Source organism: Bradyrhizobium sp. S3.12.5 (assembly GCF_040548225.1).
In the GTDB taxonomy this organism is placed as follows: Bacteria; Pseudomonadota; Alphaproteobacteria; order Rhizobiales; family Xanthobacteraceae; genus Bradyrhizobium; species Bradyrhizobium cytisi.
Map to the genome: position 1 here is coordinate 1 of NZ_JBEPRF010000016.1, position 25,878 is coordinate 25,878.

Below are 25,878 nucleotides of genomic sequence, written 5' to 3' on the forward strand. Positions count from 1 at the left end.
CGTTCAAGCTGAGTACTGCGCTTATGGCTGTCCATACGGACTGTTACGCACCAATTGGACTAATCCAACAAGGCGGCCCTCGCCGGAGGGAGACGTATCTTGCGAGCCCTGGTGAGGAGGATTGGATATCCTCGCCGATGCGAGGACCAGGGCCCTCCATTGAAACTGCTGGTTTTTTTTCCGCCTGCACAGAGAGCAATCCACGGTCTGGACTGCGGGCGGCGCGCGACTTCTCGAGCGTAGTTTCCAGCCAACCCGAGCAGCGCCGGCGTCGCCGGGCACCCTGCTCCGCGCCGCGAACTCGAGGCACAGCCGTTCCATAGGCGCGAGTTCGTCGATAATATGCTTACGGTGTCGACGCGCTCTCAAAGTTTCGGCTGTAGCTGTAACACTGGTAGCGGCTCAGAGCCGAGCCCCGCTGACCAATCGAGATGCGCATAAAGCGCCCGAAAATAGGCGTAGGTCGCGGTCTTTCCAACGTTGTCGACAAACACGCCGACGGTCTCGTCGCTTGCATTCTCGATACCATCGTAGCTGATGATGTACGAAGCTTTGCAGCGCATCACGGACTTGGTCTTATATTTGAACACAACTTCCCAGACGACATTTGCAACGCAAGTACCATCTTCAGCGCCAGAAGAGATGACCGTTGTCGTTGGGGAAATGCTGCGCGTGAGTAGTGACGCTTTTATGCCGAGAGCGTCGGGCAACATCTTGAAGTCAACTTTCTCGAGCAGCAGACCCGCGAGTTTAGCCGTTCGAACCAGACGGTTGTAATCGGCACGACGACGCTGAACGGCCTCTCCATCAACAGGAGTTGGCGGAGAGACCGTCGGAATCAGTTCCTGCCGGGAATCGGTAGGATCGCTCATTCTTAGGCAGCTTCAGCTTGAGGCATGTCCGGCTCGGGCGCCAAGTCCACTTCCGAGTCGATGAACATGACCTTCGCGGCGTGATTGTCATTCGACGCGAAGTTCTCCTTCATGATGCGAACAAGCTGCTGCTCGTCCTTTCGTTCTTCCAGCCGCGGCCCCTCCCCCCACTGCCACTGCGAGGGCTTGTTGACCGCCGACGTAGGCGGCTTCTGAGCAGCGAGCGCCTTCCGGCTAACACAGAGCTGCTCGCCGAGAGCATGGAACAGACGCGCCATGCTCTTGACCGTGGGGTTCGCTTCAGAACTCAGGATCTGGGTGAGTCGAGGCTTCGAGATGCCCGCCAGTTCAGCAAGTTGAGACTTCGTGACGCCCTTCTCAGACATCATCTCCTGCAGGAGAAACTGCCAGTCAATCAGAGCATTCTCCTCGGCCTCAATCATCTTCGGGTCGATGGGGGAATTATTCATGATGCTCTCCTCACGAGTGATATTCAGCAAGCTGTGCGATTGCCTTTGCAGCGGCTCTCAACTTTGCACGATCCGCCTTGTCCTGCTTCTTGTCAGGATCAACGCCGACTCCAACGAACGACCGTCGTCCGCCAACGCCCATGACCGCACCGTACACTCGCCACTTCCAGGCTTTGAATGTATATATGGCGACGGAACCCCCGAGCCCATCGGGAAAATTCCCTTCTTTCTTAAATTTTTGGTCACTCAACCGACGTCCATAGTCATCGTGGTCACAGAACTCTTTGAAGTAACGTTGAAGATGGGTCTTTCGTTTCAAAGACAATTCGTCTTCTTTTTCAATGGCTTGACGGTATTCCGTCGCAACACCGGGGCTCATGCGCAAATCTGCTTTGGCACCGACCCACACCTTTTCATAGTCTAAAGCCCTTGTCGGGGGCAGCGCCATCTGATCTACCACAAATCGTTAATATATATCTTAACTGGCAGCAACCCCGTTACTGTGGAGAATGGCCGCTGTCAATGTAATCGAAGCGAGTTGGTGCTCTCGTGCAACACAGAGTTGCCACTATTTTCAGCGGTCGTCTAGCGTCGAGCGTCCGGCCTCTCCTATCTCCTTGGGGATTGTTGCAGCCGACTTAGATGCGACCCTATCGAATTGGATAGCTCGAGACCTGCGCCTATCCTGAACTGCGCTCGCCTGAAGTATCCGCAGGCACAAAGACCCCCACTAGCGCGCCATTGCAGATTGAACCAGAGCCGAGGCCCGCGCCGACAATTTCACCCTCCCCCACTCCTGGTCACCTTCCCATGGTCTGCATCGGAGTGAACTGTCAGATCGGCCCAAGCCAAGGCCACCGACGAAAAAGGAGGACGATTTAACAAGGAAGTACCCGCATCCAACCATACGCGCCGACCTCGTTTTGAGCGGCGAGATCGTGTCGTTCGATGATACTCTAAATAGGATTGCTGCTTAGGCATAATGGCCCGACGCCGATCTCAGCCCATCCCCGGGCGAAAGAGAGCACCGCGTGCGGGGCCGAACCCACATCAGCGGCAGGGCTCCGCGTAGGGATCGCGATACGGCGGGCGACCATCAGGGCGCGTTGCTCTGCCTCTTCGTCATGCCCTATCGTGTGCAACGGCAAGATGCTATCGGCATGGAACTAACTCTAATGCAAGGTGATACCGGTGATCGTTTATCGAACAGACACCCGGGAGCTTGAGCCCGGCGAAGAAATCATTTCCCCGGGGGATCACCGCGACGAGCTCCCGAACGAGGAGACCGTGGCTGCCGAAGATGCAATTCGAGCTGGTCAGCCCAATGGCGAACGCATTCGCGCAACCTCGTTGTATGTCTACCCCAATTTCGAATTGGCTAAAATTGATTGGACCTACCGGTCCAAGGGCAAGCGTCACGTGTACAAGCTTCGGATCGATGCGACCGACATCATCCATGCGGGCGATCTTCAGACCTATAATCAGGTAATTACGGACCTAAGGGCTGCTCGCGACCCCGCTACAAATGTTGCGAAGTACTGGAAAGACGAGCCTTCGGAACGATACACAGAGTACCTTGTCCGGAAGGCGGTCGTTATCGAGCGCTTGAAGCAGGCATCAGAATGGAAGACACCAATGCAACGTGCTGTAGCCAAACATCGCGACGATCCGCGCGATACCGAGTTCTACGAATCCGTCCTGAAGAATTTCGATGACGACAGGTTGTAGGCAGATCCTTGAGCTACCTCAGCGCCAGCCACCCGCGGTTGGGCGTCGCGGTCAAGAAGTTACCCACTACAAATAGACGGTGGAACTTGACAGGCCAGGCGAATCAAATGGCGGAAACGAAAAATCCACTTTCGTTGGCCATAAGACGTTGAAATCGCAACATTTTTCAGGTCATTAATTTTTCCTTTCCGAGCGATCAAGGATCGTCACGCCCAATAGGGTAAGTAGAACCCAGATTTAGCGCTCCAGTTCTCCGATTGCCGGATCAAGCCGGCGTCCATGGCTTGCTTGAGGACCTTGGAAATTTGAGAGGCGTTGCGCTCAGGAACTCCAAACCTCACCCGGAGCGAACCGTTGGTTAGGCCACCAAGATTATTGATGTAGCGAATTGTGGCGTGTTGGTAGGTGCCGCGCAACCGCTCGTCCGGGGTCATCTCAGCGAAACTCTTCTTTCCAAAGATCGTAACTTTCGTGTTGTTTCCATCAGCGCGAAAGTCGGGAGGTGGCAGGTGAGAGGTTTCGACCTCCTCTACGACCTTGTCGATACCGCTTCCCTGCTCCTCGCAAACTCCAACGCGCCTCATTAGCGACGCCAATGTTTCATTTCGCGACCGCGGCGGGAAATCTATGAAGCGGTTGGTTTCAACCAAGGGGGTGCCCGGATTTGTAATCTCCACTCGATCACTGAAAATCTCAATTACAGGCGCAGTCCCCGGGATAGTCATGTCTTGATGCACCAACGCATTCGCGACCAGCTCGCGTATCGCCAGTTCAGGGTATTCAGGCTTTGCCGTTCGTAGCGCCCTTCCGATCGAAGCATTTTTTGGAAGAATATTATTGATGTAATTTATCAAGCCCTCGAAGGCGATAGCGTACCCACGAATACCAATCTGATCTCTGGCTTCTGCGGTTCGCGATATTCCATCGTACTTGATGACGCGGGCAGCTTTTCGCGCAATCGAAGGGAATTTGGACATGTCCCGGGCGAAGAGAACGGCTCCGAGATTAAGGACATTCCATCTTCCGCCGACGTCACTAGCAATCAGCTTATCGTGTTCAAGCACCTTTGCGATCGCCTGCTTTGCTCCAGGCAGAGCTTGAGAAGTCAACGTGAAATAAGCATCGGTGTCCAACAGATCTAACACTTCGTCAACTGTGACGAAGGCCGCAGCCACACCCTGCTCCCACGCGAAAGGTCTTAGCTTGGCAAGCAAGCTAGCCTCATGGCTTGCGTGGTCCGATAACTTCGGCGTCGCTGGCCCGACGCGAACATAGGGTATGTGGTTGAACTTGGTTGGAACGCTGACTGCGGCCGGGATCTCCAACAATACAATTCGGCCCGAAGGGTGCTCTACATCGATGAAGCGGAAGTGCAAACTTGGAGTCAGCGCCCGACTAAGCCAGAGTTCAAGAGGTTGCCCATGAGCCAATTGGGCAGAAGGTTTAAAGTTCGTACCAACTACCTCGTGGCTTTCATCGTCGATCCCCCATAGCACGTATCCGCAATGCTGGTCGGCTATGCGCGCTGCATTCGATATAGCCGAGATCAACCGGCCAATGCGTTCTGGATCGTAGTTGTTGTTCTTAAATTCCACGCAAGGCATCTCGCTATCAAGACGACGAAAGTCGTCGACCATAGCAATGAAACGTTCCGGACTGTTCAAAGTTAGCTCCAAAACTCCTCCCGTTTGGCGCTCCCCAACCAGAAAGCGTAGCTTTGCCGTACGCTGTTCCCAACATCAAGGGCTCTGTGATCCGGGCGCGGTGGGTCTTGGAACAAAGCGCCTTTTGACAGAAGGAAAGCGCCGCTGCCAGCCGGAGCCGACAGCTAGCGCCATCCGTAGCTCACAACCGTAGCCGCAATGATACGTAATCTCTTCCCGGGCCGGAAATGATGCTGAATCAACTCGGTAGCCGATTCAGTGGGGAGGAGCGGTGATCCTCAACAGATACAGATCGCTTGATCTCTTCTCTATCCCAGCAGCGGAAGTCCACCTCCCAGAACCGTTCGCGTCAGCAGCCCGCGGTCGAGCCGCGTATTCCGCGCTTCGCAGGATGTCTCCGGGACAAGCAGGCAGGCATGACAGGCCGCACCCTGCAGCGGATATTCCTCACTTCCGTCGCTGTGCTCGGCGCAGATCGGGTCGTTGGAGCAGAGTGCGAGACGCCGCGTGGCGCGGATGAGCAATTCGCCGGCGCATTCGGCCATGTTGCTGAGGCCACCAAGCGTCCCCTGCCCTCCGGCCGTCGAGGTGTAGATCAGGATGCCGAAACGATCGGCCTGTGCCGGGCCAGTGGAGTAGATGCGTTCCTTCAGCGACGATAGCGGATAGCCGCATTCGAGCGCGAGCTCGGCCATAAAGGCGTGCGACAAGGAATGCAGTGCCCAATAGGCGACGCCCCGATGCTTTGGCTCACGGTTGAAGCGCGCCGCGTCTCGCCGCTCGCGCTCGCGCAAGTTCTTCGCCTTGTCGACAGTCTCCTTGGCTTCGAGCCACTGCTTCAGGAACTCTGGCGCGACGTGCAGGAAGATGCCCTCGCCGAGCTGCTCGATCGCGGGCAGCCATTCGACGTTGCGGGCGAGATCGGCGCCGCCGACGGCGAGCTGGATTTCGTCGAGCTCGCTTTCGGCCGACGTTGGCGGAGGCTCCAGGCGAGTGAAGCCGTACAGACACGTCACCTCGCGTAGGCGGTGAACCCGCACCACGGCCTGCAGGAACGTATCCCAGGGGCCTTGAAGCTTAAGCGCGTCGCGCGGCAGCGTCTCGCCATAGAAGAACGACCCGGCGCTATCGCTGCCGATGAAAGGCGCGCCGGTCGCCATCATGTCGAACTCGGCGATGTGCGGATGCGCGCTCGGATTGGTGCCTGAGCCGTCGTCGCTGTTCAGCGCCTGCAGGATCTCTTCGTTGGAAAAGTCCTTGAAGTCATCTCCGACCTGGGGGATCGCGCGCACGATGTTGATGAAGTCCGGAAACCCACGCATGCGGTCGATTGTCGTCTTATGCCGCGCAATCGTCTGCCGCAGCGCATCGTTCGACTTCGTCAGGGAGATCACTGTCACCGTCTGCGCAAAGTAGGTGTTGGTCGCCGAGCGCGGCAGCAGCCGCAGATCCTCGTTGCATGTCTCGTTTGTATCGCGTCGCGGCGTCAGCCAGGGGCTATGACAATCGCACTTGCCGAGAAACTGCGGCTTATAGAGATCGGCCATGCTGATCGAAGCACCGCAGGTGCATTGCACCGAGATGTCGGACGGATCGGAGCTGACGCCGCGTTCGACCCAGTACAGCGGCTTGCGGCAGGACTGGTCCTTGCCGCGGTGGGTCAAATAGCGCCAGGTGATGTCCTGCAGATGGCCCTTGGTGCAGGCGCCGACGAAACGGATGGGGTTGACGCCGATCTTGCTGCCGGAGCCGGTGTAGGACAGCTTGCCGCCAGCGGTGACGTCGAGCTCGGAGAACTCCACCATGCGCCGGCGCTTCTCGTTGCCCGCGGCAGCCCCTGCCGGCACCATCGCCGTGCCGTTCGACGGGATCTCGTTGACCAGGAACCAGCCGGGAAACAGCCGCACGCCGACGCCGGGCGCATTGCTGTCGCGGCGGTCCTCGTCGAACATCGGCGGATGCCGTAGCCCCGAAAAGGTCGGGCTCAGCTTGGTGCCGAGTTGCTGCTTCAAGAGCGCCACCAGGCGCTCCTCCTCGACCGGCTTCCAGTTCGAGCCCTTATAGTCCCAGTCCTGGAGACCTGACACGACCACGGCATTGTCCGGCAGGTCCATCATGGCGCCGGGACCATAGGTCAACAGCAGCTGGCTGAAGTTCTGAGTGATGTCGGCCATGAAGAATCCGTTATCCGAGAGGACTGCCGTCCGGCTTCCTGAGCTTCAGCAGCGAGACTGGTTCGGTATCGCGCATCGAGCGGCCGGCGACGAACCATTCCCGCTCCGGATCCATGTTCGGCTGCTGATCGAACGGATCCTGTAGCAGCCGCCGCACCGCCTGCTGGCCGGCATAGGCGAACTCATCGCCGTTCTGAGTCTGCTTTTCCGCGATTTTGATCCAGGCATCCTCCAGCTCATCGAGCCGCGCGAGGCAGCGCGCTATCGATGCGCTGTCCTCGCCCGCCACCTGCATCTTGGCCTCGATCACCGATCTGATACGCTGATAGGCGGTGGGCTCGTCCGCCACTTTGTCCACGGCCTTGTTCGGCGTCAGGCTCGGCGTCACGTGCCGCTGGGCCGCCACCAGAGTCGCGGCCAGCGCTCGATCGAGCGCGCGCGGCGCAAACGGGGTGACGCTGGTCGCCTCGACCGCGCGATAGAAGCTCTGATGGAAGGCGCGGAACTGCTCGTAATGCGTCCGGTCGCGCGGCTTGTGGATGTTGAGCAACGTGACCACAAGCCCCGGCTTGTCACCCTCGCGGCCGACACGCGAGGTCGCCTGGATATACTCGGCCGCCGTCTTCGGCTGGCCCTGCACCACCATCAACCCGAGCCGACCGATGTCGAGACCCACCGAGATCATGTTGGTCGCCATTGCGACATCGACGGCGTTCTTGTCGCCGACCGCAAGCCCGAGCCGCGCCCGCGCATCGGAGACCTGGTCGGTCGAATAGCGCGAGGTCAGCTCCTGGATCTCGCGCAGGATACGATCGGCAAACGGCGCACCCGACGGCTCGCGGCGGACGCGCAGACGGCCGTAATTGGTGAGGTGCGCGCGGACCTCGTCATCGACGATGCGGCGCGCACCGCCGAGCTCGCGCAGCGCGTTGAAATAGCACAGCGCCGTCAGATAGGGATCAGCCGGATCATCGCGGCCGCCGCTAGACAGCGCAGCAGCTCCCGAGAGCAGGGTCTGCAGCGCGCGCAGGAACACCAGCTTCGGGCCGCGGCCCGGCGAGGCGACGCCGATATAAAGGCGCGACGGCGTGTCGCGATCGGCCTTGGCGAAGAACGAGTCGTCGCGGCTGATGCCCGGCGGCGGGAAAATCGCGGTGCGGTCGCGACCGAACAGGTTGCGGATCTGGGTCTCGGCGCGCCGCACGGTCGCGGTCGAGGCGACGATCTTCGGCCCGCGCCATTCGCCGTTGATCTTGCGTGAGGCCAGCAGATCGAACGCGGTCTCGTAGAGCCCAGCGACTGTGCCGAGCGGCCCCGAGATGAGATGCAGCTCGTCCTGGATGATGAGATCGATCGGCCGCAGCTCGGCGGGCAGCCGGGTGCCGCCGGATTCTGCAGCCCCATAGAAGCCGCTTGCATCGCTGCGCTCGACATGGCCGAAGAAGGCTCCGGCGCGGCCCTCCCAGGGCACATTGGCGAATTTGTCAACGGTGGCGATCATGAAGGCCGGCTGGCGACGATAGATCTCCTCGTCGACGACTACGATCGGCAGCCGACTCTCGTTGGAGAAGGCGCATTCGACCTCGTAGCACCGCAGATCCAGCCGCTGGGGCTTGGCCGCCGAAGGCAGCAGCGCGAACGCGTTCTCCTTCAGCTCGCCTCCGCACCACGGACAGTTCTTCAGCGGCGCCGGCGCCGCGCCCTTTTTCTTCTTATACTGCTCGAGCCAGTAGACGGCCGTGTTCTCCTTCTTATTCTTGGCATCGCCGAGATTGTTGGGCGTGGCGCCACCGCCGACCCATAGGCCAATTTCGATCGGCCAGTCGCCGAGGCGTTTCCTCTCCTTGCGCTCCAGCTCGAGCGCGCAGACGAGCCCCGCCGCGCGCTGCAGCTGGTCGAGCGTCAAGAGCCGCAGCGTGTAGCGCATGACCACCGACAGCCCTGCACCTTCCAGGCCCGGATTATTGAGCCTGCGGCGCGCGATAGCGAAAGCGGCGAGGCCGAGATAGGCCTCGGTCTTGCCGCCGCCGGTCGGGAAGAACAGCAGGTCAACGATCGGCCGGTTGGGGTGGATGGGATCGACGAGGCCATCGAGGTTGAGCAGGATGAAGGCGAGCTGGAACAGGCGCCATGTCGGCGCCCTCTGTTGGTCCAGCGGCTTCTTGTTGTTTGCGGCGCTGCGCTGCCGATTGGAGCGCTCCATCACGCGGTTCATGATGCCGAAGGCTTCGCGGCTAACCGGATCGGTCTGCAGCCGCGCAAGTCCGGATGCGATGCGCCGGCGCGCGATCGCGATGTCCTCCAGGCATTTCTCCGCGACTTCGCGGCGGCGCTTGCCTTCGATGCCAGCGACGCGATCCGCCTGCCGTTTCGCCCAACCTTCGTAGGCGATGGGAAGGCCCGACAGCGCGGCCTGCAGCGTGCCGGCATCGTCTGTGGCCTTGGCCAGCGCGGCCATGGAGCGCTCGACGCCCACCAGATCGATATCAGCGCCCAGCTTCTCGACCTGCTGCATCGGCAGCGGATTGGTGAAGACGGTCGTCACAAGCTGATCGCCGTCAGACGCCATCCAGTCGCCGGAGGTGTTGTGGCCAACGGCATAAGAGCAGACGTCTTGGTAGTGAAGGTCGGCCACCCGCTCGTCTGCCTCGTCCGAGTCGTAGGAGGCACGGTCGTCGCGGTGCTCGAAGCCTTCAGCGAAGTCTAGCTGCAGCCGGGCCTGGAAGCAGAATGCGACGTCGCGGAAGCGGATGGTTTGCGGCCGGGCATTGACCAGGAACACCGAGACCGCCAGAAGCTCGCGCTTTACCCCGTCGATATCGGCTGTGTCGATCGGACGCGCTGACACGACGAGCTCGAGGCCCCCGCCCGGCGCCATCGGCGAGGAACTATTTTGAATGATGATCCGCTGTGGCACGTCTCCTAGACGGATCGCAATCGGAACCGTCTCCTCGCGGGGGATCCGGCGCCAGTCCAGCGTCTTGCCCGGTGGTGCTTTCGGCGCGTTGCCGCTCGCCTCGGCCGCCTCGCGCGCCGGCTTCAGGAACACCGCATTATCCAGCCGGGGCTCGGTGACGTAGTCGCCCCAGTTCACCCTGGCCAGCAATTGCCTAGCGTCACGCGGCAGCAGCACGGTGAGCCCGATCGAGGACGGCTGGAACGAGCGCGTCGGCGGCGCTTCCGGATTCCCTTGATCCGGCGCATCGCCCTTGCCCTGCGTGACTTCCGACAGACCCTCGCTGCCGCGCTGCGCTTCGAGCAGATCCTCAGCCTCCTGCTCCGCCGCGATCTCATCACCGGCGGTCACCCCGGCGCGCGCCGCGACCGTCTCGCGCTTCGGCCCGAGGAAGCCGGTCAGATACCAGGTCGAGGGCGCGACACCGGCGATCACCTCGCGGGCGAGATCAGGATCGAGGTCGGGATGCGGCCCGACCAGATCGCGGCGCAGGAGATCGAGCAGCCGCTCGCGCACCGCCACCGGCGTCGCCGGCTTCGGCAGGCCTGATAGCTGGTCGGTCGGCCCCTCCTGTGGTGGCGTCGGCTCCGCTGTGGTCATACATCCCCCAAAGTCTCAATCAACGGCTTGTACCTGCAAGCCTTACCATCTCGCCCGCCGAGAGCAATCAGCGGTTTAGTCAGACAGCCGGCTCAATCGCGCTCGAACAGCGGCCCGACGCCTTCATCCTCCAGTTCATCGGCCTCGTCTTGCGCCGCTGGCGTCCGGCCCGCAGTCACCTCCTCCGCATGCCGTTTTGCGTTGAGCGCCAACAGGCGCGCAAGCACGCGGTCGCGCGCTTCGGCTGACCAGAAGTAGCGGCGTTGATAAGTGTGGTCGTCCTCGGTTTCCTCGGTGAGAAACACGGGGCGCAATTCGTCAGCGAGATCGTACCAGCCATAGGCGCGGAGCACGACACGATCCATCTCGTCGTGCAGATCGCGCAAGGTCTGAATTGTGTCACTGCGCTCGTCGGCATCGTGGAAATGATTGTAGGTTCTGGTCAAGCCTTCGTTCGCCCCAACCATCAGCGCGGCGCGATGATCGTGATAGGTCTGACCGGCGGCCTCAAGCGCAGCGTCGGTTTCATAGTTGGGTGGAAAGGGGAAGGTCTCGAAACAGTCGGAGGGAGCGTAACGCAGGCGATCCTCGAGGGTGGACGAGAAGAACCGCGCCCAGATTTCATGGATGCGAGAATGGAGAATCGCGAAAACCGCATCAGACTCACTGGCAAACACAATGACCGTGTGCGCAAAAATGCAATTTGTCGGTTGCCAGTTCAACGCATGGTGCTTTGTCACTTGAGAAATTGCGAGGCATCTGTTCAGGCCCTGGAGCGCATTTTGAAGAGCGGCTGCATAAGTTCCGAATTTCCACCATTCTTTGGCGCGCTTTTCTGCAACGCTATATCCGCCCATGGTCGCTCTCGTTGGGCGCACCTTCTCATTTAGTACATGCAGTATCAATGGATACTGCTCCAATTCCTGCTCGGTGAATCGGTTGACGTCTATAATGAACCTATGGTGCTCCGACACGGGGCTGGTGTTGATTTCCTCGCCGCCTATGAGGGGATGAATTAAACTTTTGTATTTTTCGTCCGTCTTCAAGATTTGATCTAAGGTATCGAGGTCATTTACAACACCATCTGAAGGCGAGGGAGCGAAAGAGAAGCCCATGCCGAATATGACGTGCCCGCGGAAACTTCGCACGGCTTTCTTCTTCAGGCGCAGCGGTTGCGGCTCGAAGGTCAGCGGCATCAAGAATGAATTTATTCCAGCTACGTGTCTCTCGTTTAGGCGGCAAGTAAGGTGGTCACTGTCTTTCGCCACATGAACCACGCTGACTACAACGGCGGCGTTGCCAGGCCATTCATACCGTCTCAAAGCTCGATAGATCTTGCCGCCATGTTTCACAATTATCTTGAGCCCAGCTTCGCGCGTATCACCCTGCCTGATTGTATTTGTCGCGAGGAGCGCCAATGCGCCTCCGGATCTGATTAGATCAAACGAGCGCCTGAAGAAAATCGCCACAATATCAACGGCTTTTCCTCCAGAGTCTTCGTATGTGGTGTGTATGAAGTCTCGGTACATTCCTCCTAGTACCGGCCAAATGTCGGAGCCAGCGAGAAAGGGAGGGTTTCCTACAACTGCGTCGAAACCGGAAGGCTGCCTGGTGAACACTTCCGGAAATTCGAGCTCCCAATGAAACGGCTGCCAGCCGATATTCGCGCGGAACGTCGCATCCTTGGCCTGGAGCTTCGCCCAATCCGGCATCAGCCCGCCCGCGATCCAGTTCTCGACCTTTTGCCGGTCCGCCTCCTGCGCTTTCGGCTTGTCGGACGAGAAAAACGCCGCGATTACGGCGTTACCCACGATCCGCGCTGGTTCGCTGGCATCCACGACTCGCGCATGCCGCGCTGCCTGCGCGGCGATGAGCACACCGTCATCGGCGTTGCGAATAGCCTCGCGGCCCTCGAGCGCTAGATTAACTGCCTTCTCGATCACCTCTCGAAAGAGCGGCAGGCCCGGCTTGGATGGATCCCAATGCGCGGCCTGGATCTGTGCTCGCGTCAACCCGACCAGGCTGTCGCCGGCCTTCAGCGCGTGATCGAGGAAGGTGAACTCATGATCGCGCGCGAGCGTGGCGAGCCACAGCGAGAGCCGGGCGAGATCGACCGCCATCGGATTGCGATCGACGCCGTAGAGGCATTTCTGCGCGACGAGCCGCCTTGCATGTAACGCCTCGTCCTCGTCCGGTGGGATCCTCGGCTTCTCCGCGCCGTACATATTCCAGGCCTGTTCCAGTCGGGCGCCAATTTGCCTACAAGCCTCGACCAGAAAGGCGCCGGAGCCGCAGGCAGGATCAAGCACCTTCAGCGCCAGCACTGCCTCGGGCGAGGCGTCAGCGCCAAGCCGTGCGAAGGCCGGCTCTAGCGCGTGGCGCACGATCGGCTCGGTGAGCGAGCGAGGCGTGTAATGCGATCCGGAGCGGCGACGCTCCTCAGTCGGCAGCAGATAGGGCGCACCTCGGCCGATCGGGATGGCTTTGGGCGAGGCGCGCTCATCGACCAGCGATCCGAACGCCTCGATCAGCGCGGCGATATCACGCGCGTCCTTGACGCCCTTGGCCTGCTTCGCCGAGAGCTTGATGCTGCGCTCCTTCAGCCATTTCTGCCGGTCGCCCGGCTTCTCTGCCAACAACGTGTCGAGCCCGATGAAGTTCGGCAACTTCTTCTCGTCCCGCAGCGCGATCATACGCTCGGTAGCGCGCGAGGCGGTGAAGCCCATCACGGTCTCGTAGACCGAGCCGATCGATTCGACATCGAGCGAGCGATAGGACAACCGTTCGCGGATCCGCTCGCCCGACGCTCCCCTGCCCTCGATGGTCATCAGGCCGTGCAGGATGCGCAAGATGGTGCCGTCGGAGACCGGCAGGATCGTCGCTTCGGTGCGGGCGCTGCCGCGGGCGCGGCCTTCGAGAAACGTAAAGGCGTCAGGATCGAACAGCTTGCCGCCGCGCCCGGTCACCCAATCCGAGTGGCCGCCATGGATCAGCCGGAACACCGCAAGTAGCTGGCCCCAGCCGCCGCGGCGGTCATCCATCGTGTCGGGGTTAAGCGCCTCGTCGACCAGCAGCCGCGCATAGAGCGTCTTGATCGAATAGCCACCGTCCCAAAGCTGCTTCAGATGCGGATCGGTCGACGACGGCAAGAGGTCGCGGTCTTCGGCATAGAGCAGGAACACGAGCCGCATCAGCAGCGTGAGCAGGCCCTCATAGAGATGATGTGGATCAGTGCCCGCGATCGCCTCGATCTCATCGGGTGCGGCGCGCTGCAAGCCGCGGAGCAGCTCATAAAGCGCGCCGAGCACCTGGCCGGAGAGCTTTTCGGAGACGGCGTTCTGTGCCTCGCGCGAGGCTTCCAGGAGCTTGCGTAGCCGCGTCTCCGGCGCGCCGGTGAAGAACGCGTTGCGGCCGAGGCAGAGCTTGAGCCCCGCCAGCATCGGCCGGCCCTCGACGCGGCCGAGCGCCGCCAGCGGCCAGGTGAGCCAGCCCGCGGTTTCGCCGCGCGGCGCATAGATCAGCCGCAGCGCGTTACGCGTGACCAGGATGCCGACGCCGACATTGGTCTCGCGCAGCAGCCGCTCCAATCGCTGGTGCGGCGTCGCCTCCCATTCGCCGGATGCGAACTGATTACGGCCCTCGGCTTCGAGGCCGGGTTGCAGCATGACCAGCGCCTGCGCCGGGATGCCTTCAGGCGCCGCACCGTTCCACAGCAGCGCGAGGTCTGGCGACAGCAAGGTCTCGCGCTCCGGGACCGTGACGGTCAGCGCAGGATCGACAGCGGGTCCGCCCGGGCTTCCGGCGACTAGCTTCGCCGGCCAGCCGAGCACCTTTTCGAAGAAGTTCCAGGGATCGTGCAGCTCGAACAGCCGATCCTGCTCACGCGGCGCCTCGGTATCGAGCCGGAGCGCGCTGGCCGCCGTATCGGTGTCGAGCGGGGTCTGGCGGATCGGGGTGACGCCTGTCTCGCGCAGCACATTCGCGCCGACGACCAGGCCTTCGGGCTGCAGATAGTTCAGCCACTCCGAGGTGTCGTCCTGTTGGGAATGAAAGGTCATTGTCGTGCTCAGTTCGTTGCTGGCCAGAGATAGACGAGGCCGATCGGCTCCAGCCGGCGCGCCTGCACCTCGTAGCCCTGACGGACCTTGTCGGGTTCGCTGTCCAGCTCCTGTTGCAGCCGCAGCAGCTTGCCGTCCCACGAGCGGCGGTCGGCCTCGAACTGGCGCAGCTCGCGCTCATGCTGCTTGCGGATGTCGTCCTCGGTCGGGCCGAACAAGTCCATCTGCTCGGGCGCTTCCGGCGGCTGCTTGGTGCGCATAGCGTCGCGCACCCTGTCGATCTGTCGTTGCAGCAGGGCCGTTAGCGCCTCGGCCTCGCGCCGGCCGTTCTCGGCGAGATCGGCGACGGCCTCCTGCTCGGATTCCCTGGCACGCTTTTCGATATGGGAGCGGAGGTCGGCGATATCGCGCTCGACCATTGGGGCCAGACGATCGAGAACGCCGGACGCAGGCGACACGCCGCGACGCAAGGCGTCGTCGAGCTGCTGGATCGTCGTTGCCTGGCCGGCCTCGGCAAAGGGCGTCAGCGGGCTGTCATCCCGGCGCGCGTCGCGCCAGGCCGCCGTCACCGGTATGATCTCCTCGTGGAGGCGTCGCGCTCCCGGGCCGAACAGGCAGAGACGGCCCAGCAGTACCACACGCGGCTGCGCGCCGGAGCTGACGATTGCCGTGATCCGCCCAATATTGCTCCGGAAACCCTGGCTTGCGAAGCGCGACAGCAGTCGCTTGACGAGACGGTGCTCGAGGTGAAGTTGGACCACGTCTTGTGGCTCCGGCTCGCCCTCGTGCACGATCGGCGGCGCGAAGACGAGGCCGCGCACCGGAGTGTCGCGCCGCCAGCGCGCGCGGTCTTTCGGCGTGGCCGGACGGCCCGGCCGCAACTCGTCGAACAGCGCGGCCCAGCTCGGGTCCTTAGCAAAACCCGGCGTGTCCGGATCGAGCAGGACGGCTTCGGGCACACTGAAGTGCCCCGCCTGCAGCGCGGCGCCATCGTCCTTGAGGGCGATCTCGATGACGTGGCGAATGTCCGCGCCGTCCACGCCGACGCGCTTCTTGGCCGTTTCCAACGCGCGTTGCAGCCGCTGCTCCTCCTCCTTCAGCCGGGCGACACGCCTGTCGGCCTCGTCATCTAGCTCGCGCGCGGCGATGCCGACTCGCTCTGACGTGGCGCCGCTGATGTTGTCGGCCAACTTCGCTGCATCGCCGCGGCGGATTCCTTCTCTGGCTAGCGTGGTCTCGATGGTTTGGCGCAGGACCTCGCCGGAGGCGCCGAGCTGCTTGCGGATCACCTCGGTCTTGCGCACCAGCGCGTCCAGCACCCTGTCCTCCTCGCGCTGGGTGTAGACGAAGTAGCGGCAGGTGACGGTCTTTGAGGGCTGAAGTTTGCGGTCGATGCGGCCGTTGCGTTGCTCTAGCCGCGACGGGTTCCAGGGCAGATCGACATGGATGAGATCGTAACAACGTGCCTGCAGGTTGAGTCCCTCGCGCGCCGCATCGGTGCAAACGAGGATGCGCACCGGCTCCTTGTCAAAAGGGGCGTTGAAGGCGATCTTGATGCGATCGCGCTCCTGCAGGCTGGTCTGCCCGGTGAAGTTGAGGATGCGGCCCTCCAGGTCGACGCGACCGAGGCTGCGCTGGAGCAGGCCCTCCTTGAGGCGTTCGACCAGCCAGCGGCGCGTGTCCTCCCATTCGGTGAACAAGATGAGCCGGCGGTCCTGCCAGGCGTAACCGTCGTCGAGCATCTGTTGCTCGATCCAATCGAGGATCGCAGCAACCCGGGCGTCGGGCTGATCGCGCGCGGCGGCGCTGATGGCGAGCATGCGATCGACATGGGCGATGGCGGCGTTGAGGTCGCCGAGCTCGCCCTTCGCGTGATGGGTCGCCGCTTCGATCGACTCGTTGTCCTCGACTAGTTCCAGCAGCGTCTCAATGGTGTCAGGCGCGAGCTCCTCGCTCTTCCTGGCGAGGCTCTTTCGATGCGTTGTGAGCGTCCGGTGGAACGCCGCAATCGACGAGAACAGGCGCTGCTGCAGATTGGCGAACAGAAAGCGCGCCCTGGTCCCGCCGGCCGATGACCGGCTGTACTCGTCGAGCATCACGGCGAGCTGCAGTTCGGGCGCATCCGGCGCTAAACCGGAGATCTCGATCGGCTCGACGACGCGCTCGGGAAAGGCGTGGCCGAGCCGACGCAAGTCTTCCTTCAGCCGCCGCACCATGACCGGCTCAAGTTCCCTGGCCTCAACCGAGATGCCGCGCGTGAACCGCTGTGGATCGAGGATCTCAAGCAAGGTCGCAAACGAGTTAGAGTGGCCGTTGTGCGGTGTGGCCGAGAGGAACAGTCGGTGTTCGAACAGCGATGCAGTCTCGCGGACCGCCTTGGTCATCTGGCTTTCGACCGCCCAGGCCGCCCCGGACGAGGGCGCGGCGTGGTGCGCCTCGTCGAGGATAAACATAGATCCCGCGCGGAACGGCGCCAGCAGCTCACGCAAGCCGCCGGTATAGCTCTCGTCGGAGAGAACGCTGTGCGAGACGATGAAGCGCGAACCGACGCTCCAGGGATTAGCCGAGAAGCCGCGCGTGCGGCGCATCTCTAAGAGATGCTCCCGGTCGACAATCGTAAAATCGAGGCCGAACTTCTGCGCCAGCTCGTCCTGCCACTGCAGCAGCACGGACGCGGGCGCAGCAACTACAATGGTGTCCACGCGCCGCCGCAGCAGCAGTTCCCGAACGATCAGGCCAGCTTCGACCGTCTTTCCCAGGCCAACGTCGTCGCCGATCAGAAGGTTGACGCGCGGCAGTTCGAGCGCCTTGGCAAGCGGCAGAAGCTGGTAGGAATCGAGACGGATACCGGCGCGAAACGGGGCTTGGAACAGTTTGCGGTCGGCAGCCGTCGCCGTCCGCCATTCAGTGGACCGCAGGTAGGCCCCCAGGCGCTGCGGCCCCTCGAATGTCCTGGTCAGCAGCGGCGACCAGTCGTTCGGATCGAGAATCGTTGGCTGCAGTTCGGCTGAAAAGGCAAGCTCAATCGCTTCGCCCTGAGAATCATCCTCACACGAGACGAGGGTGACGACGTCGACCGGCCCCCTACTCTGGGCCCCTTCGAGTATCCAAGTCTTCCCTCTGACGGTAACGAAGCTGCCAACTTCCGGGATGGAGGATTTCGAGACTTCGATCCTGCCATCACTCATCACTCGCTCCCCTTTCGCCACGCCTTCAATGGAGCGGCGAGCAGTCAAAACGCATCTGCACCCGTCTCGGCACTGGAATCATCTGTAGCTCACGGCCGTAGGTTCGCATATCCGTTTCCGGCCGACACCTACAAATTGCTTAGACGTCAATAGCTTGTCCGAGTCGGTTTAGAGGAGCCCCGTTCCGTCGATGTCCTTGGATTGGCCCTGCCCTCCTATCGCGACCATTGAACTTTGGGAGGGCGAGTGTCGCTCAGCCTCGCGACCGCCCGTGCGATGGTACGCATGCCTCCGGCTGCGGCGCAGCGGGTGACCCGGTCCCAGGTGCAATCTTTCCGGTGAAGCCAAGCCGCCGCGCCTACCTGCGGGCTTTCAGTTCAGCTTTGGATATTGGGGATTTGGTCCGGTTCTTCCGCAGGACGAGATAGGCAGCCGAGACAGCGCGTCCGGGCGGCCTTGCTCGAGCTAAACCACCGCCGCCGGTACACGGGACCCTTATCGGTACTCAAGCTACGGAATAGCGAATCTATTGGGCTACAGATCCGTCGTCCAAGAGCATCCATGGCTTTACTTTAAGTCCTCGGGCAATGCGCGCGATATTATCGAGCGACACATTGCGCTCAGAGCGTTCGACACCACTCAGGTAAGTCCGGTTGATGCCGCACTCGTGCGCCAGCGCCTCCTGGCTCAAGCCACGCTCGGCTCTCAGCCGGCGCATGTTTCTCGCCAGCACATCCCGCAGCGGTCCCTTGTGAGTCTTTTTCACAACGGGGATACCGCCAAGCGACCGCTTTTAAGGCCACCGCTTTTAAGTTACAATCGTGCGGGGATTGCTAAAGAGAGTGCCGTTGCATGGGCTTGGCTGAACTCGTTTTAGGTAGACGGTGGTGGGCCGTACAGGTCGTCGATCGTATGGGCTTGTTCGCCGGCACGCGAAGCGCGACGGCGCTGGTCGACCTGCTCATGTGGGCAGCGAATACAAATGCCGTCGAGATGCAAGGTTTCGGCAAGAAAAGGCGAGATCAGATCCTGGGTTGGGCGATTATCATGTTTCATAACCCGACCGCTGCTGAAATGCTCGCCCGAGACGCTCGCGTTTCCAAAGAAGAAGCCCTGTCCCTCCTGCTGGCTATGAAGGAAGCTGGGCGGAAACTAGCTGCTGACGAAGGGCTCGAAACGCTCGTCTACATCGCGAATGACTCGGACAATTGGTAAGCATCAAGGGAGGTCCGGTGTGACAAACTTGGAACGTACCTCGGCTGGATTGCAGATGGTGATTCCAGGATGCGAGCGGCGGACCCTACCTCGGTCTACCACACGCACCGACGACACTGGCCAAGGACTGCTCGGTTTCTACCAGCCCCCAACCATGTGTGAACAGCTCAATCAACGAGCAGACGCACCGTTGCGGGCGAGTAAGGGCCAGAAGCCACCGCCTCAAACCGGCCTGTTCGGTCTGCAACCTCGCCCAGAGTGAGAAGAAAACACCTTGTCCGACCGAAGCGACGCTCACGACTATTTCGCGGAATACCATTCAGCCGTTGAAGCTTACGAGCGCGAACTCAAGCGCGCGTTCGGTTTCGCCTTTTTGCCCGAATTGGATCAGCAAGGGGCAGAGGCGCTTCCCGGATCCGAACTGCGACGTGCCTACGAGATGATGGTTGAGGCAAGGAGAGCGCGGGACGAGCGGCACCCACCAGGAACATGGATGGGCTGATATCTGCCTAGCAACTTCAGGCGCCAGATGATGGTTCCCGCCCCGCAGGTCCTCCACCAAACCCTCGGCGTGTCGTAGCTGCCGGCCGTGTTGCCGCCGCCCCTCGAGTGTACATTGTCGCCTCTATCGACCGATGCACCGCCCGGTCTATCGCTCGGTCATCCGTGCGGTGTACCACTCGGTCCTAGACGATGCCGCGGTCCCCAATACTCGGGGTGTCTCACTCGCGTCCTGTCTCATTTCCATGAAACAGACAGCCAAGGTCGCGCAGGCCGGCCGAGTATGGTGGCGCCCCGAGATGCGCCCGGCGTGCGGGTCCGGCTGACCGGCAGTGGCGGCCACTGCCGGGTCCAGGGCCAAGAAGCGGGCCGAGGGGCTGTCGATCTGTGACGCACTGGTGATGGCGCGGGAGCTAATGCGAGCTCTCAATCCGGTCCCATCCAGCCGCGCCGGTGGCCTGACCATTGGTCGCGATCGGCTTGGCCGCCGGGCCAGTGCTTGGGGTTGCATGTCTCATCCCCCTGTCTCACAGAGCAAACCGAGCGTAAGTTACGGCAATCAGAGCTGGATCGCTCGTCGGCCTTGCTGCGACTGTCTCATGAGACAGGTGAGTCACCGCGCTGACTCACATCTCATCGCAACCCTTTGGAGCTGAGCGCTACCTGCCCGGCCATGGGCTGCTCCGGAGTAACTGAGCACCCGAACCCAGGAGACTGAATCTAGAATGGGCTCGAGTGCAGCAGCTCAGAGTGCCTCGTTGTGCTTCAGAGCTGTCGTCCAGCTGCATCGGGTGTTCGGATGGAGAATGGTGGGCTTCTGGTTGGGGATCGCTCCGTCTGAGGACCGATCACCGCTTGACGTGTTTACGCCGTACTACCCGCCCCGTTCGTGATGTCTTCCGCGTCGGCAGGTCTAGTGTCCGACATGCGACCGGCGAGATCGGTAGTTCGGCATGGTCCTGGGCGGCGCTCGTCCCCTCGCCCCAGATGGACGCTCGGGAGCGGAGTGACGGCGAAACACATGAGCGCAGCGGTGTTTCGACGGAAGCGCAGCGCTGAGGAGATTTTCCCGCGAGGGGCGAAACTAGATCGCCCTCTCCCTTAGGGAGTGATTTCGGTAGTTTCGGTCGGTTTTTCGACAGGAGAGAAGCGAAACCAAAGTGGTGAGGTTTCGGCTGGTTTCGCTCGATTAGGCTCGTCATGTCAGCCAAATCCATTCCGTGTCGAAGCCGATCAGGTCGGCGGCGCGCAGGGTGTTGAGCGTTTTGTTGAGCATCGCTCGGAAGGAATCAGGTTTACCCGCTGGATCCTGCCAATCCATGGAGGCGCAGTACCTTTTCAGGTCCTCGCGGCGGACGGCTCGAACGTTATTTGGCACTGTGAGGTTATCGACGTTGCGCTCGCCGGCCTCCTCGATCGCGCGGCGAATGACCTTCAGCAGATCGCCTTTTACGCCCTTGGGCGGCTTCTTCGATTTGCTTTCGCTCGGTTTCAAAGTGGTAGGTTCTGACACAATTTCGACCACGCAAGTCGAAACTGCCGGCATGGTTTCGGCGGGGTCGGAAAGGTTTTGCTCCAAGACGTGCGAAAGCAGGCGAAACTGCCACGTCTGGCCCTCGCGGCCGTCCTTCATTTCCTCGATGGTGACGGTACTGTGGGCCTGGCCTTTCTTGACCAGCATGGTCACGTCGGCGGCGCCGTTGAGCGCATTGGAGCCGCGGCCGCCTCGGGACGGATCCTTCCCGACGTGGTGCACGACTACGACGACACAGCCGAAATGCCTCTCTATGACGCCACATCGGTTCACGAAGCGGCCCATGTCGCGGGCGCTGTTTTCGTCGCCCTCGCCCATGCACCGCGCCAGCGTGTCCAGGACGATCGCCACCGGGCCCTCCGAACAGCGCCGGGCGATGAAAGCGTCAAGCTCCACGAGCAGCTGCGGGAGGTCGGTGGCCTGGCTGCCAAGGTCCGGCACGTCTTCGATCATGTAGAAAGGCACGCCCTGCCCCTCGATGCCTCGGTGCTGGCGCATCGCGACCAAACGCCGCTTGAAGCCGCTGACGCCCTCGCCGGTGAGATAGATCACCGGCCCTTTAAGCGTCGCCCGGCCGGCATACGGCGCGCCCTGCGCCACCGTGCAGAGCATGTCCGAGGTCATGAAGCTTTTGCCGCACTTTGGTTCCCCAATGACACAGGCGAGTCCGCGTGCCGGTAGTAGGCCGTCGATGAGCCACGGCGGCTCCGCCGTGAGCGTCACCTCATCCAGCGCTACCGGCGTGAAGCGCGGTGCGACCGGCGAGCCCGGTTGCCCTCCGGGCGTGTCGTCAGGAATGCCATCCGCGCTCTCTGGATAGCTTCCATGCGGCGGGCCGAAGTGGCTTTCCCGCGTCAAGTCATCCGGCCAGCTCGACTCCATGATGGCCGCGGAGTTGCGGGCGTCTACCCGGTCGTGCGGCATTCGGAAGGCTCGCGCCATGGCTTCTTGGACGCGGCCTTGCGCTTTGTCACCGTCAGTGATCCCCCAATGTCCAGCCAAAGCCTGAAGTTGATCCACGGCCAGCTGCTTCTCTTTCCAACCCGCCTGGACGAACCCTGCTTCGATCAGGCAAATGCCGGCGAAACCATCGAGGTCGCCCTCGGAGGCGTGCTCTGCAAACTGAGCTGGTCCGTTCACGACGGAGCGCCAGCATCGTGGGGGTCTTGAGAAGACACCCCTTTGAGCGCGGAAGGCAAAGCCGAGGTGGTCCCCTTGACAGTGCTTTCCAGCTGCTTAGGTGATTGCACCACGCACCCTCCGGCTTCGTCGCTCTGCTTCCTCCTCAAGCCTACGTTTCACGTATGCGTCGATGCTGCGCCACGTCACCTTGCGCGACGCGCCTTCTAGATACGACTCGAGTTCCCCCGAATTGAGAAGCTCGTACGTCTTCGCGCGTGCGATCTTGAGAGCAAGCATCGTTTCCTTGACACTTGCAACCAGAGCGAGCGGGTCTCGACTGCGAATGCCAAGCTCTTCGTCCTGCCCTTTCATTCTTCCAGCGCCTCACGTTGCTCTTGACCTGCTGCTTTTGAACGCGCGGGCTGCCCTTCGTTCAGCAGCCGGTCCCACCTTGCAGCGGGTACTCGCATCTTCGATCCAAGCCGAATGATGGGAATCTCGCCGCGACGCGCGGCGGCGTACGCAGCGTTTCTGCCCAACCCCGCGCGCTTTCCTGCTTCAGGGATGCTGTACGTCAAAGGCTGGTACGTCAGGCTGTCATTGCTCATGTTGGACCGTACCCATTTAGCCCGACTTAGCCCTTTCGCAGCCGTTTAGTAACGGGTAAACTTCGTATCCATTACCTAGCCGATGCAACGATGACTGCCCTCAGAATTGAACTTGAATGGTGCCGAGATTCAGCGGGCTACGAGCTCGTTGACGTTCCCAAACGAGGTAAGTGGATCATTGGTAGGGGCGGGTCTCCTCTCCGGTATGACCCGTTTGAATTGAAGGAAGTCCCCCTACTGCACTTCGCAAATGCTCACTCGGAAGAGAAGCTCCGCGACTTTGTGGAGCGATACGGGTATCTGACCACCCGCGGCTATTCAGCCAAAGGAAAAGTACGGCCACCGATAAGAAGCGTCCGACGCTTTCTCTGGGATCGTGAAGGCACACCAACGTTCGATCCGGAGGGCAGCGTTGAGTACCTGGAGGGGGAGAGCGTTGACGAACTTGTCGCAGTGGCCAAAGTGTTCAAAAGAGTCCTGGCCTCGACGTCTGAAAGACTGTCTCGCTCACTATCAGCGGAAGTCGAAGACCTTCTTTCTGATTATGGGGCCGGCGATGTTTCTTTTAACTTCAGCATAGATCCGATGCGCCATTTGCGCCCGGTACTATCGCCCGGAAGTCTGATCTCGGGGTTCGTAGTCCAGCTGGCTCAATTGGCAGGTGGGAGCTCCTTCAAAACTTGTCAGCTAGCCCGGTGCGGAGTTTTGTTTGCTGCGGGAGGCCATGGCGGGCTACGAGCAGACGCGAAATACTGTTCGAAAGCGCATCGGATGGAGCACAACAGCAGAAATCGCGCAAAAACCGCTCGGAGGCAGGTACGCGGCCCAAGACAAACCCGCGCCGCCAATCCAAAGCGGTGACGGATACTCCCTCCCCCAAATCGACTTGATAGCGTTCGTTTTTTTGCGGCTCAACTTGAAAGCTACGGTTGAAATCTACGACCTGGGTCACCAAGCAGCGTCCTGCGTCGAGGGGGCGCCGGAATGTCGGCTTTCCGGCCGGGAGCGGACTAAGGTCTCAAAACGCCGAGATGCCCGCTTGTGACGACCCTTAGCGGCGACCCTGTGTGAGTGGCGTCGCCATGCTGGTGTTCTCGCTATCTGCACTAATTTCTTGTGCATCTGTTGGATAGCGCGTCAAACCTGCCTGCAGTCCAATCCCGCCCGCGAGAGCTCGTCATCGCGGTCGTCACGAGCTTCTTACCCAGTCGATGCCAGACCATTAGGTCAATGCATATCAAAAGGGAGGACGCACACGTCGCCAACGGGCCGCACCGACGGGAGTGCATTGGGCGGATTAAGTTGAATGATGCTTGCACTCACCGGCTTTGGTGCGCGGCGGCGCACAACGAACACCACGCCCGAAATGGTTGCCCGCCTCCACACCACTCGACAGGCAAGCGTCTTGTGAAGCCCGCTGAACAACAGATCAAACTCGCTGGCGAATATGTAATAGGGCGCGGAAAGGCAAGCGCCAAAGGCATTGATGTCGCGCACCACACACGGATGCACCCCCATAATTCCATCGAAGGAAAGCAAGGCCGGCGCATTAACGATCTCGCGCGGCAGAGCGCGACGTTCCATTGACCTTTCGATCATGGCGAGAACTCCGCACAAACTTCTTTGCTTCAGTTGCCGGTCCCGCCGAACCTCGTCAAACAAGATAGTTCGCGCGCTCCACCAGACAAGCAGTTCTGCTGTCTAATTAGAGTTGACTCTAATTCCTCTATTAAAGCGAAGAACGGACGGTTCAAAAAATTCGCGCGATACACGAAAACGTGCAGATCGAGGCTGCCCAAGGCGGATGAATTGAGAAGCACTTTTGGCAGCTGTTAGCGAGCTATCGCCAAATTTTGGTGACGGCCGGGCCGATCAGGCGGCGGCGGTTTTGGGCTGACGGTCGGTCGGCTTAGCGATGACCTCGATCCCGTTGTTGAGTGTCACACCGAGAATGAGTTTTGGCAACTGGTTGTGGCCATCGAGACGACGCCAGTTTTTCTGGGCGCCCTCGACTAGTTTGAAGACCATCGCGAGCGCGGTCTTGTTGGATAGGCAGCCCTTCGATCGGATAGTGCGGTGGCGCACGGTGGCGAAGGTGCTTTCGATGGGGTTGGTCGTGCGCAGGTGTTTCCAATGCTCGGCCGGGAAGTCGTAGAAAGCCAGCAGCGTGTCTCGATCCTTGCGCAGGCAGTCGGCCGTCTTCTCGTATTTCAGCGCGTAGCTCTCGACGAAGGCGTCGAACGCCAGCTCGGCGGTGGCCTTGGTTTCGGCCATCCAGATCTCCTGCAACGCCCGTTTGGCTCTCGGGTGCTGGCTCTTCGGCAGCTTGGCGAGCACGTTGGCGGTCTTGTGCACCCAGCAGCGCTGCTCGCGCGTTTTCGGCCAGACCTCACCGGCCGCCTTCCAGAACCCGAGTGCGCCATCGGCGATGACGAGCTGCGGGGCCACGTCGAGCCCGCGCCGCTTCAGATCGAGCAGCAGATCGCGCCAATCGTGCGCGCTCTCCCGGGCACCATCGCTGAAGCCGACCAGTTCCTTGCGGCCTTCCGGCGTCGCGCCGATCAGCACGAGGATGCATTGCCTTTCGTCTTCGAGCCGCGCCTCCAGATGGATGCCATGAGCCCAGATGTAGACGTAGCGCCTGGCCGATAGATCGCGCTTCTGCCTCGCGGCATGCTCGTCGAGCCAGCCGTCCTTCAGGCGGCCGATCGCGGAGGCCGACAACCCGGCAGCATGCTTGCCAAGCAGCGCCGCCAGCGCGTCGGAGAAGTCGCCGGTCGAAATCCCCTTCAGATAAAGGACCGGCAGCAGCGTCTCGATCGAGTTCGAGCGGCGCATGTAGGGCGGCAGGATCGACGGCGCGAACCGGATGCGGCCAGGATCGGCAGCGGCGGCCTCGCGATCGCGTACACGCGGCTGGCGGACGGCGACCGGACCGATACCGGTCATCACCTCGCGCTCCGGCAGGTGGCCATGGCGGACGACGCGCTGGTGGCTGTCCGCGGTCTTCAAATCGGCATGCTGGCCGAGAAAGTCTGCAACCTCGGCCTCGACCACCTGGGCGAGAAGGGCACGTGCCCCGTTGCGCAAGACTTCTGTGAGTTGATCGTCGAAGATTCCTGGCTGAATCAGCTGGATGACGTTATCGTTGGACACGGCATATCGCTCCTTCGGTGGAGAAGTGGAGG

The 25,878-nt window shown here is 61.3% G+C and carries 18 protein-coding genes; 3 read left to right on the forward strand and 15 right to left on the reverse strand.

Annotated features, from left to right (window positions below):
* Positions 1–365: 365 nt before the first annotated feature.
* The 3 genes from ABIC09_RS23420 to ABIC09_RS23430 are packed head-to-tail and all read right to left on the reverse strand — an operon-like array spanning position 366 to position 1,790.
* Positions 366–872, reverse strand: a complete 507-nt coding sequence (locus tag ABIC09_RS23420; RefSeq protein ID WP_354110719.1) for a hypothetical protein — start codon at positions 870–872, stop codon at positions 366–368.
* Between the two features lie 2 nt (positions 873–874).
* Positions 875–1,342 carry a helix-turn-helix domain-containing protein gene (locus ABIC09_RS23425; RefSeq protein WP_354110720.1) on the reverse strand — a complete coding sequence of 156 codons (468 nt, stop codon included), beginning with the start codon at positions 1,340–1,342 and terminating at the stop codon, positions 875–877.
* A gap of 10 nt (positions 1,343–1,352) precedes the next feature.
* Positions 1,353–1,790 carry a hypothetical protein gene (locus tag ABIC09_RS23430; protein ID WP_354110721.1) on the reverse strand — a complete coding sequence of 146 codons (438 nt, stop codon included), beginning with the start codon at positions 1,788–1,790 and terminating at the stop codon, positions 1,353–1,355.
* A 743-nt stretch (positions 1,791–2,533) separates the two neighbouring features.
* Between ABIC09_RS23430 and ABIC09_RS23435 the strand changes: the two genes are divergently transcribed.
* Positions 2,534–3,070, forward strand: coding sequence for a hypothetical protein (locus ABIC09_RS23435; RefSeq protein WP_354110722.1), 537 nt, complete (start codon positions 2,534–2,536; stop codon positions 3,068–3,070).
* Positions 3,071–3,276: 206 nt separating this feature from the next.
* Here the strand turns inward: ABIC09_RS23435 and ABIC09_RS23440 are convergent, their stop codons facing one another.
* From ABIC09_RS23440 to ABIC09_RS23465, 6 genes are all read right to left on the reverse strand, one after another.
* Entirely contained in the window at positions 3,277–4,734 is a 1,458-nt protein-coding gene (locus ABIC09_RS23440) for an ATP-binding protein (protein ID WP_354110723.1), read from the reverse strand.
* Between the two features lie 308 nt (positions 4,735–5,042).
* Positions 5,043–6,908 (reverse strand): DrmB family protein, encoded by a 1,866-nt coding sequence (gene drmB / locus ABIC09_RS23445; protein WP_354110724.1) that lies wholly within the window; start codon positions 6,906–6,908, stop codon positions 5,043–5,045.
* Positions 6,909–6,918: 10 nt separating this feature from the next.
* Positions 6,919–10,464 (reverse strand): DISARM system helicase DrmA, encoded by a 3,546-nt coding sequence (gene drmA, locus ABIC09_RS23450; protein WP_354110725.1) that lies wholly within the window; start codon positions 10,462–10,464, stop codon positions 6,919–6,921.
* A 92-nt stretch (positions 10,465–10,556) separates the two neighbouring features.
* On the reverse strand, positions 10,557–14,129 hold the full coding sequence (locus ABIC09_RS23455) for an Eco57I restriction-modification methylase domain-containing protein (RefSeq protein WP_354110726.1): 3,573 nt from the start codon (positions 14,127–14,129) through the stop codon (positions 10,557–10,559).
* Positions 14,130–14,530: 401 nt separating this feature from the next.
* Positions 14,531–17,710 carry a DISARM system SNF2-like helicase DrmD gene (gene drmD / locus ABIC09_RS23460; RefSeq protein WP_354110727.1) on the reverse strand — a complete coding sequence of 1,060 codons (3,180 nt, stop codon included), beginning with the start codon at positions 17,708–17,710 and terminating at the stop codon, positions 14,531–14,533.
* Between the two features lie 526 nt (positions 17,711–18,236).
* A complete protein-coding gene (locus ABIC09_RS23465; RefSeq protein ID WP_354110815.1) occupies positions 18,237–18,428 on the reverse strand; it encodes a helix-turn-helix domain-containing protein in 192 nt (63 codons plus the stop codon).
* 134 nt (positions 18,429–18,562) lie between these two features.
* On the opposite strand from ABIC09_RS23465, the gene ABIC09_RS23470 reads away from it, so the two are divergent.
* Complete coding sequence (locus tag ABIC09_RS23470; RefSeq protein ID WP_354110728.1) at positions 18,563–18,925, forward strand: hypothetical protein; 363 nt, start codon at positions 18,563–18,565, stop codon at positions 18,923–18,925.
* Between the two features lie 274 nt (positions 18,926–19,199).
* Positions 19,200–19,427 carry a hypothetical protein gene (locus ABIC09_RS23475; RefSeq protein ID WP_354110729.1) on the forward strand — a complete coding sequence of 76 codons (228 nt, stop codon included), beginning with the start codon at positions 19,200–19,202 and terminating at the stop codon, positions 19,425–19,427.
* A gap of 1,197 nt (positions 19,428–20,624) precedes the next feature.
* Here ABIC09_RS23475 and ABIC09_RS23480 read toward each other — a convergent pair.
* The 6 genes from ABIC09_RS23480 to ABIC09_RS23505 form a co-directional block, all read right to left on the reverse strand.
* The gene (locus tag ABIC09_RS23480; protein ID WP_354110730.1) at positions 20,625–22,100 is read right to left on the reverse strand and encodes an AAA family ATPase; all 1,476 of its coding nucleotides are present in this window, start codon (positions 22,098–22,100) and stop codon (positions 20,625–20,627) included.
* Positions 22,101–22,196: 96 nt separating this feature from the next.
* Entirely contained in the window at positions 22,197–22,454 is a 258-nt protein-coding gene (locus tag ABIC09_RS23485; protein ID WP_354110731.1) for a DNA-binding protein, read from the reverse strand.
* Positions 22,451–22,690: a hypothetical protein gene (locus ABIC09_RS23490; protein ID WP_354110732.1), complete on the reverse strand. Its 240-nt coding sequence runs from the start codon at positions 22,688–22,690 to the stop codon at positions 22,451–22,453. The genes ABIC09_RS23485 and ABIC09_RS23490 overlap by 4 nt, the downstream gene beginning before the upstream one ends.
* Before the next feature lie 673 nt (positions 22,691–23,363).
* The gene (locus ABIC09_RS23495) at positions 23,364–23,642 is read right to left on the reverse strand and encodes a hypothetical protein (protein ID WP_354110733.1); all 279 of its coding nucleotides are present in this window, start codon (positions 23,640–23,642) and stop codon (positions 23,364–23,366) included.
* Positions 23,643–23,917: 275 nt separating this feature from the next.
* Entirely contained in the window at positions 23,918–24,289 is a 372-nt protein-coding gene (locus ABIC09_RS23500) for a PilZ domain-containing protein (RefSeq protein WP_354110734.1), read from the reverse strand.
* A 273-nt stretch (positions 24,290–24,562) separates the two neighbouring features.
* Positions 24,563–25,846 (reverse strand): IS256 family transposase, encoded by a 1,284-nt coding sequence (locus ABIC09_RS23505; RefSeq protein WP_354110735.1) that lies wholly within the window; start codon positions 25,844–25,846, stop codon positions 24,563–24,565.
* Positions 25,847–25,878 lie beyond the last annotated feature (32 nt).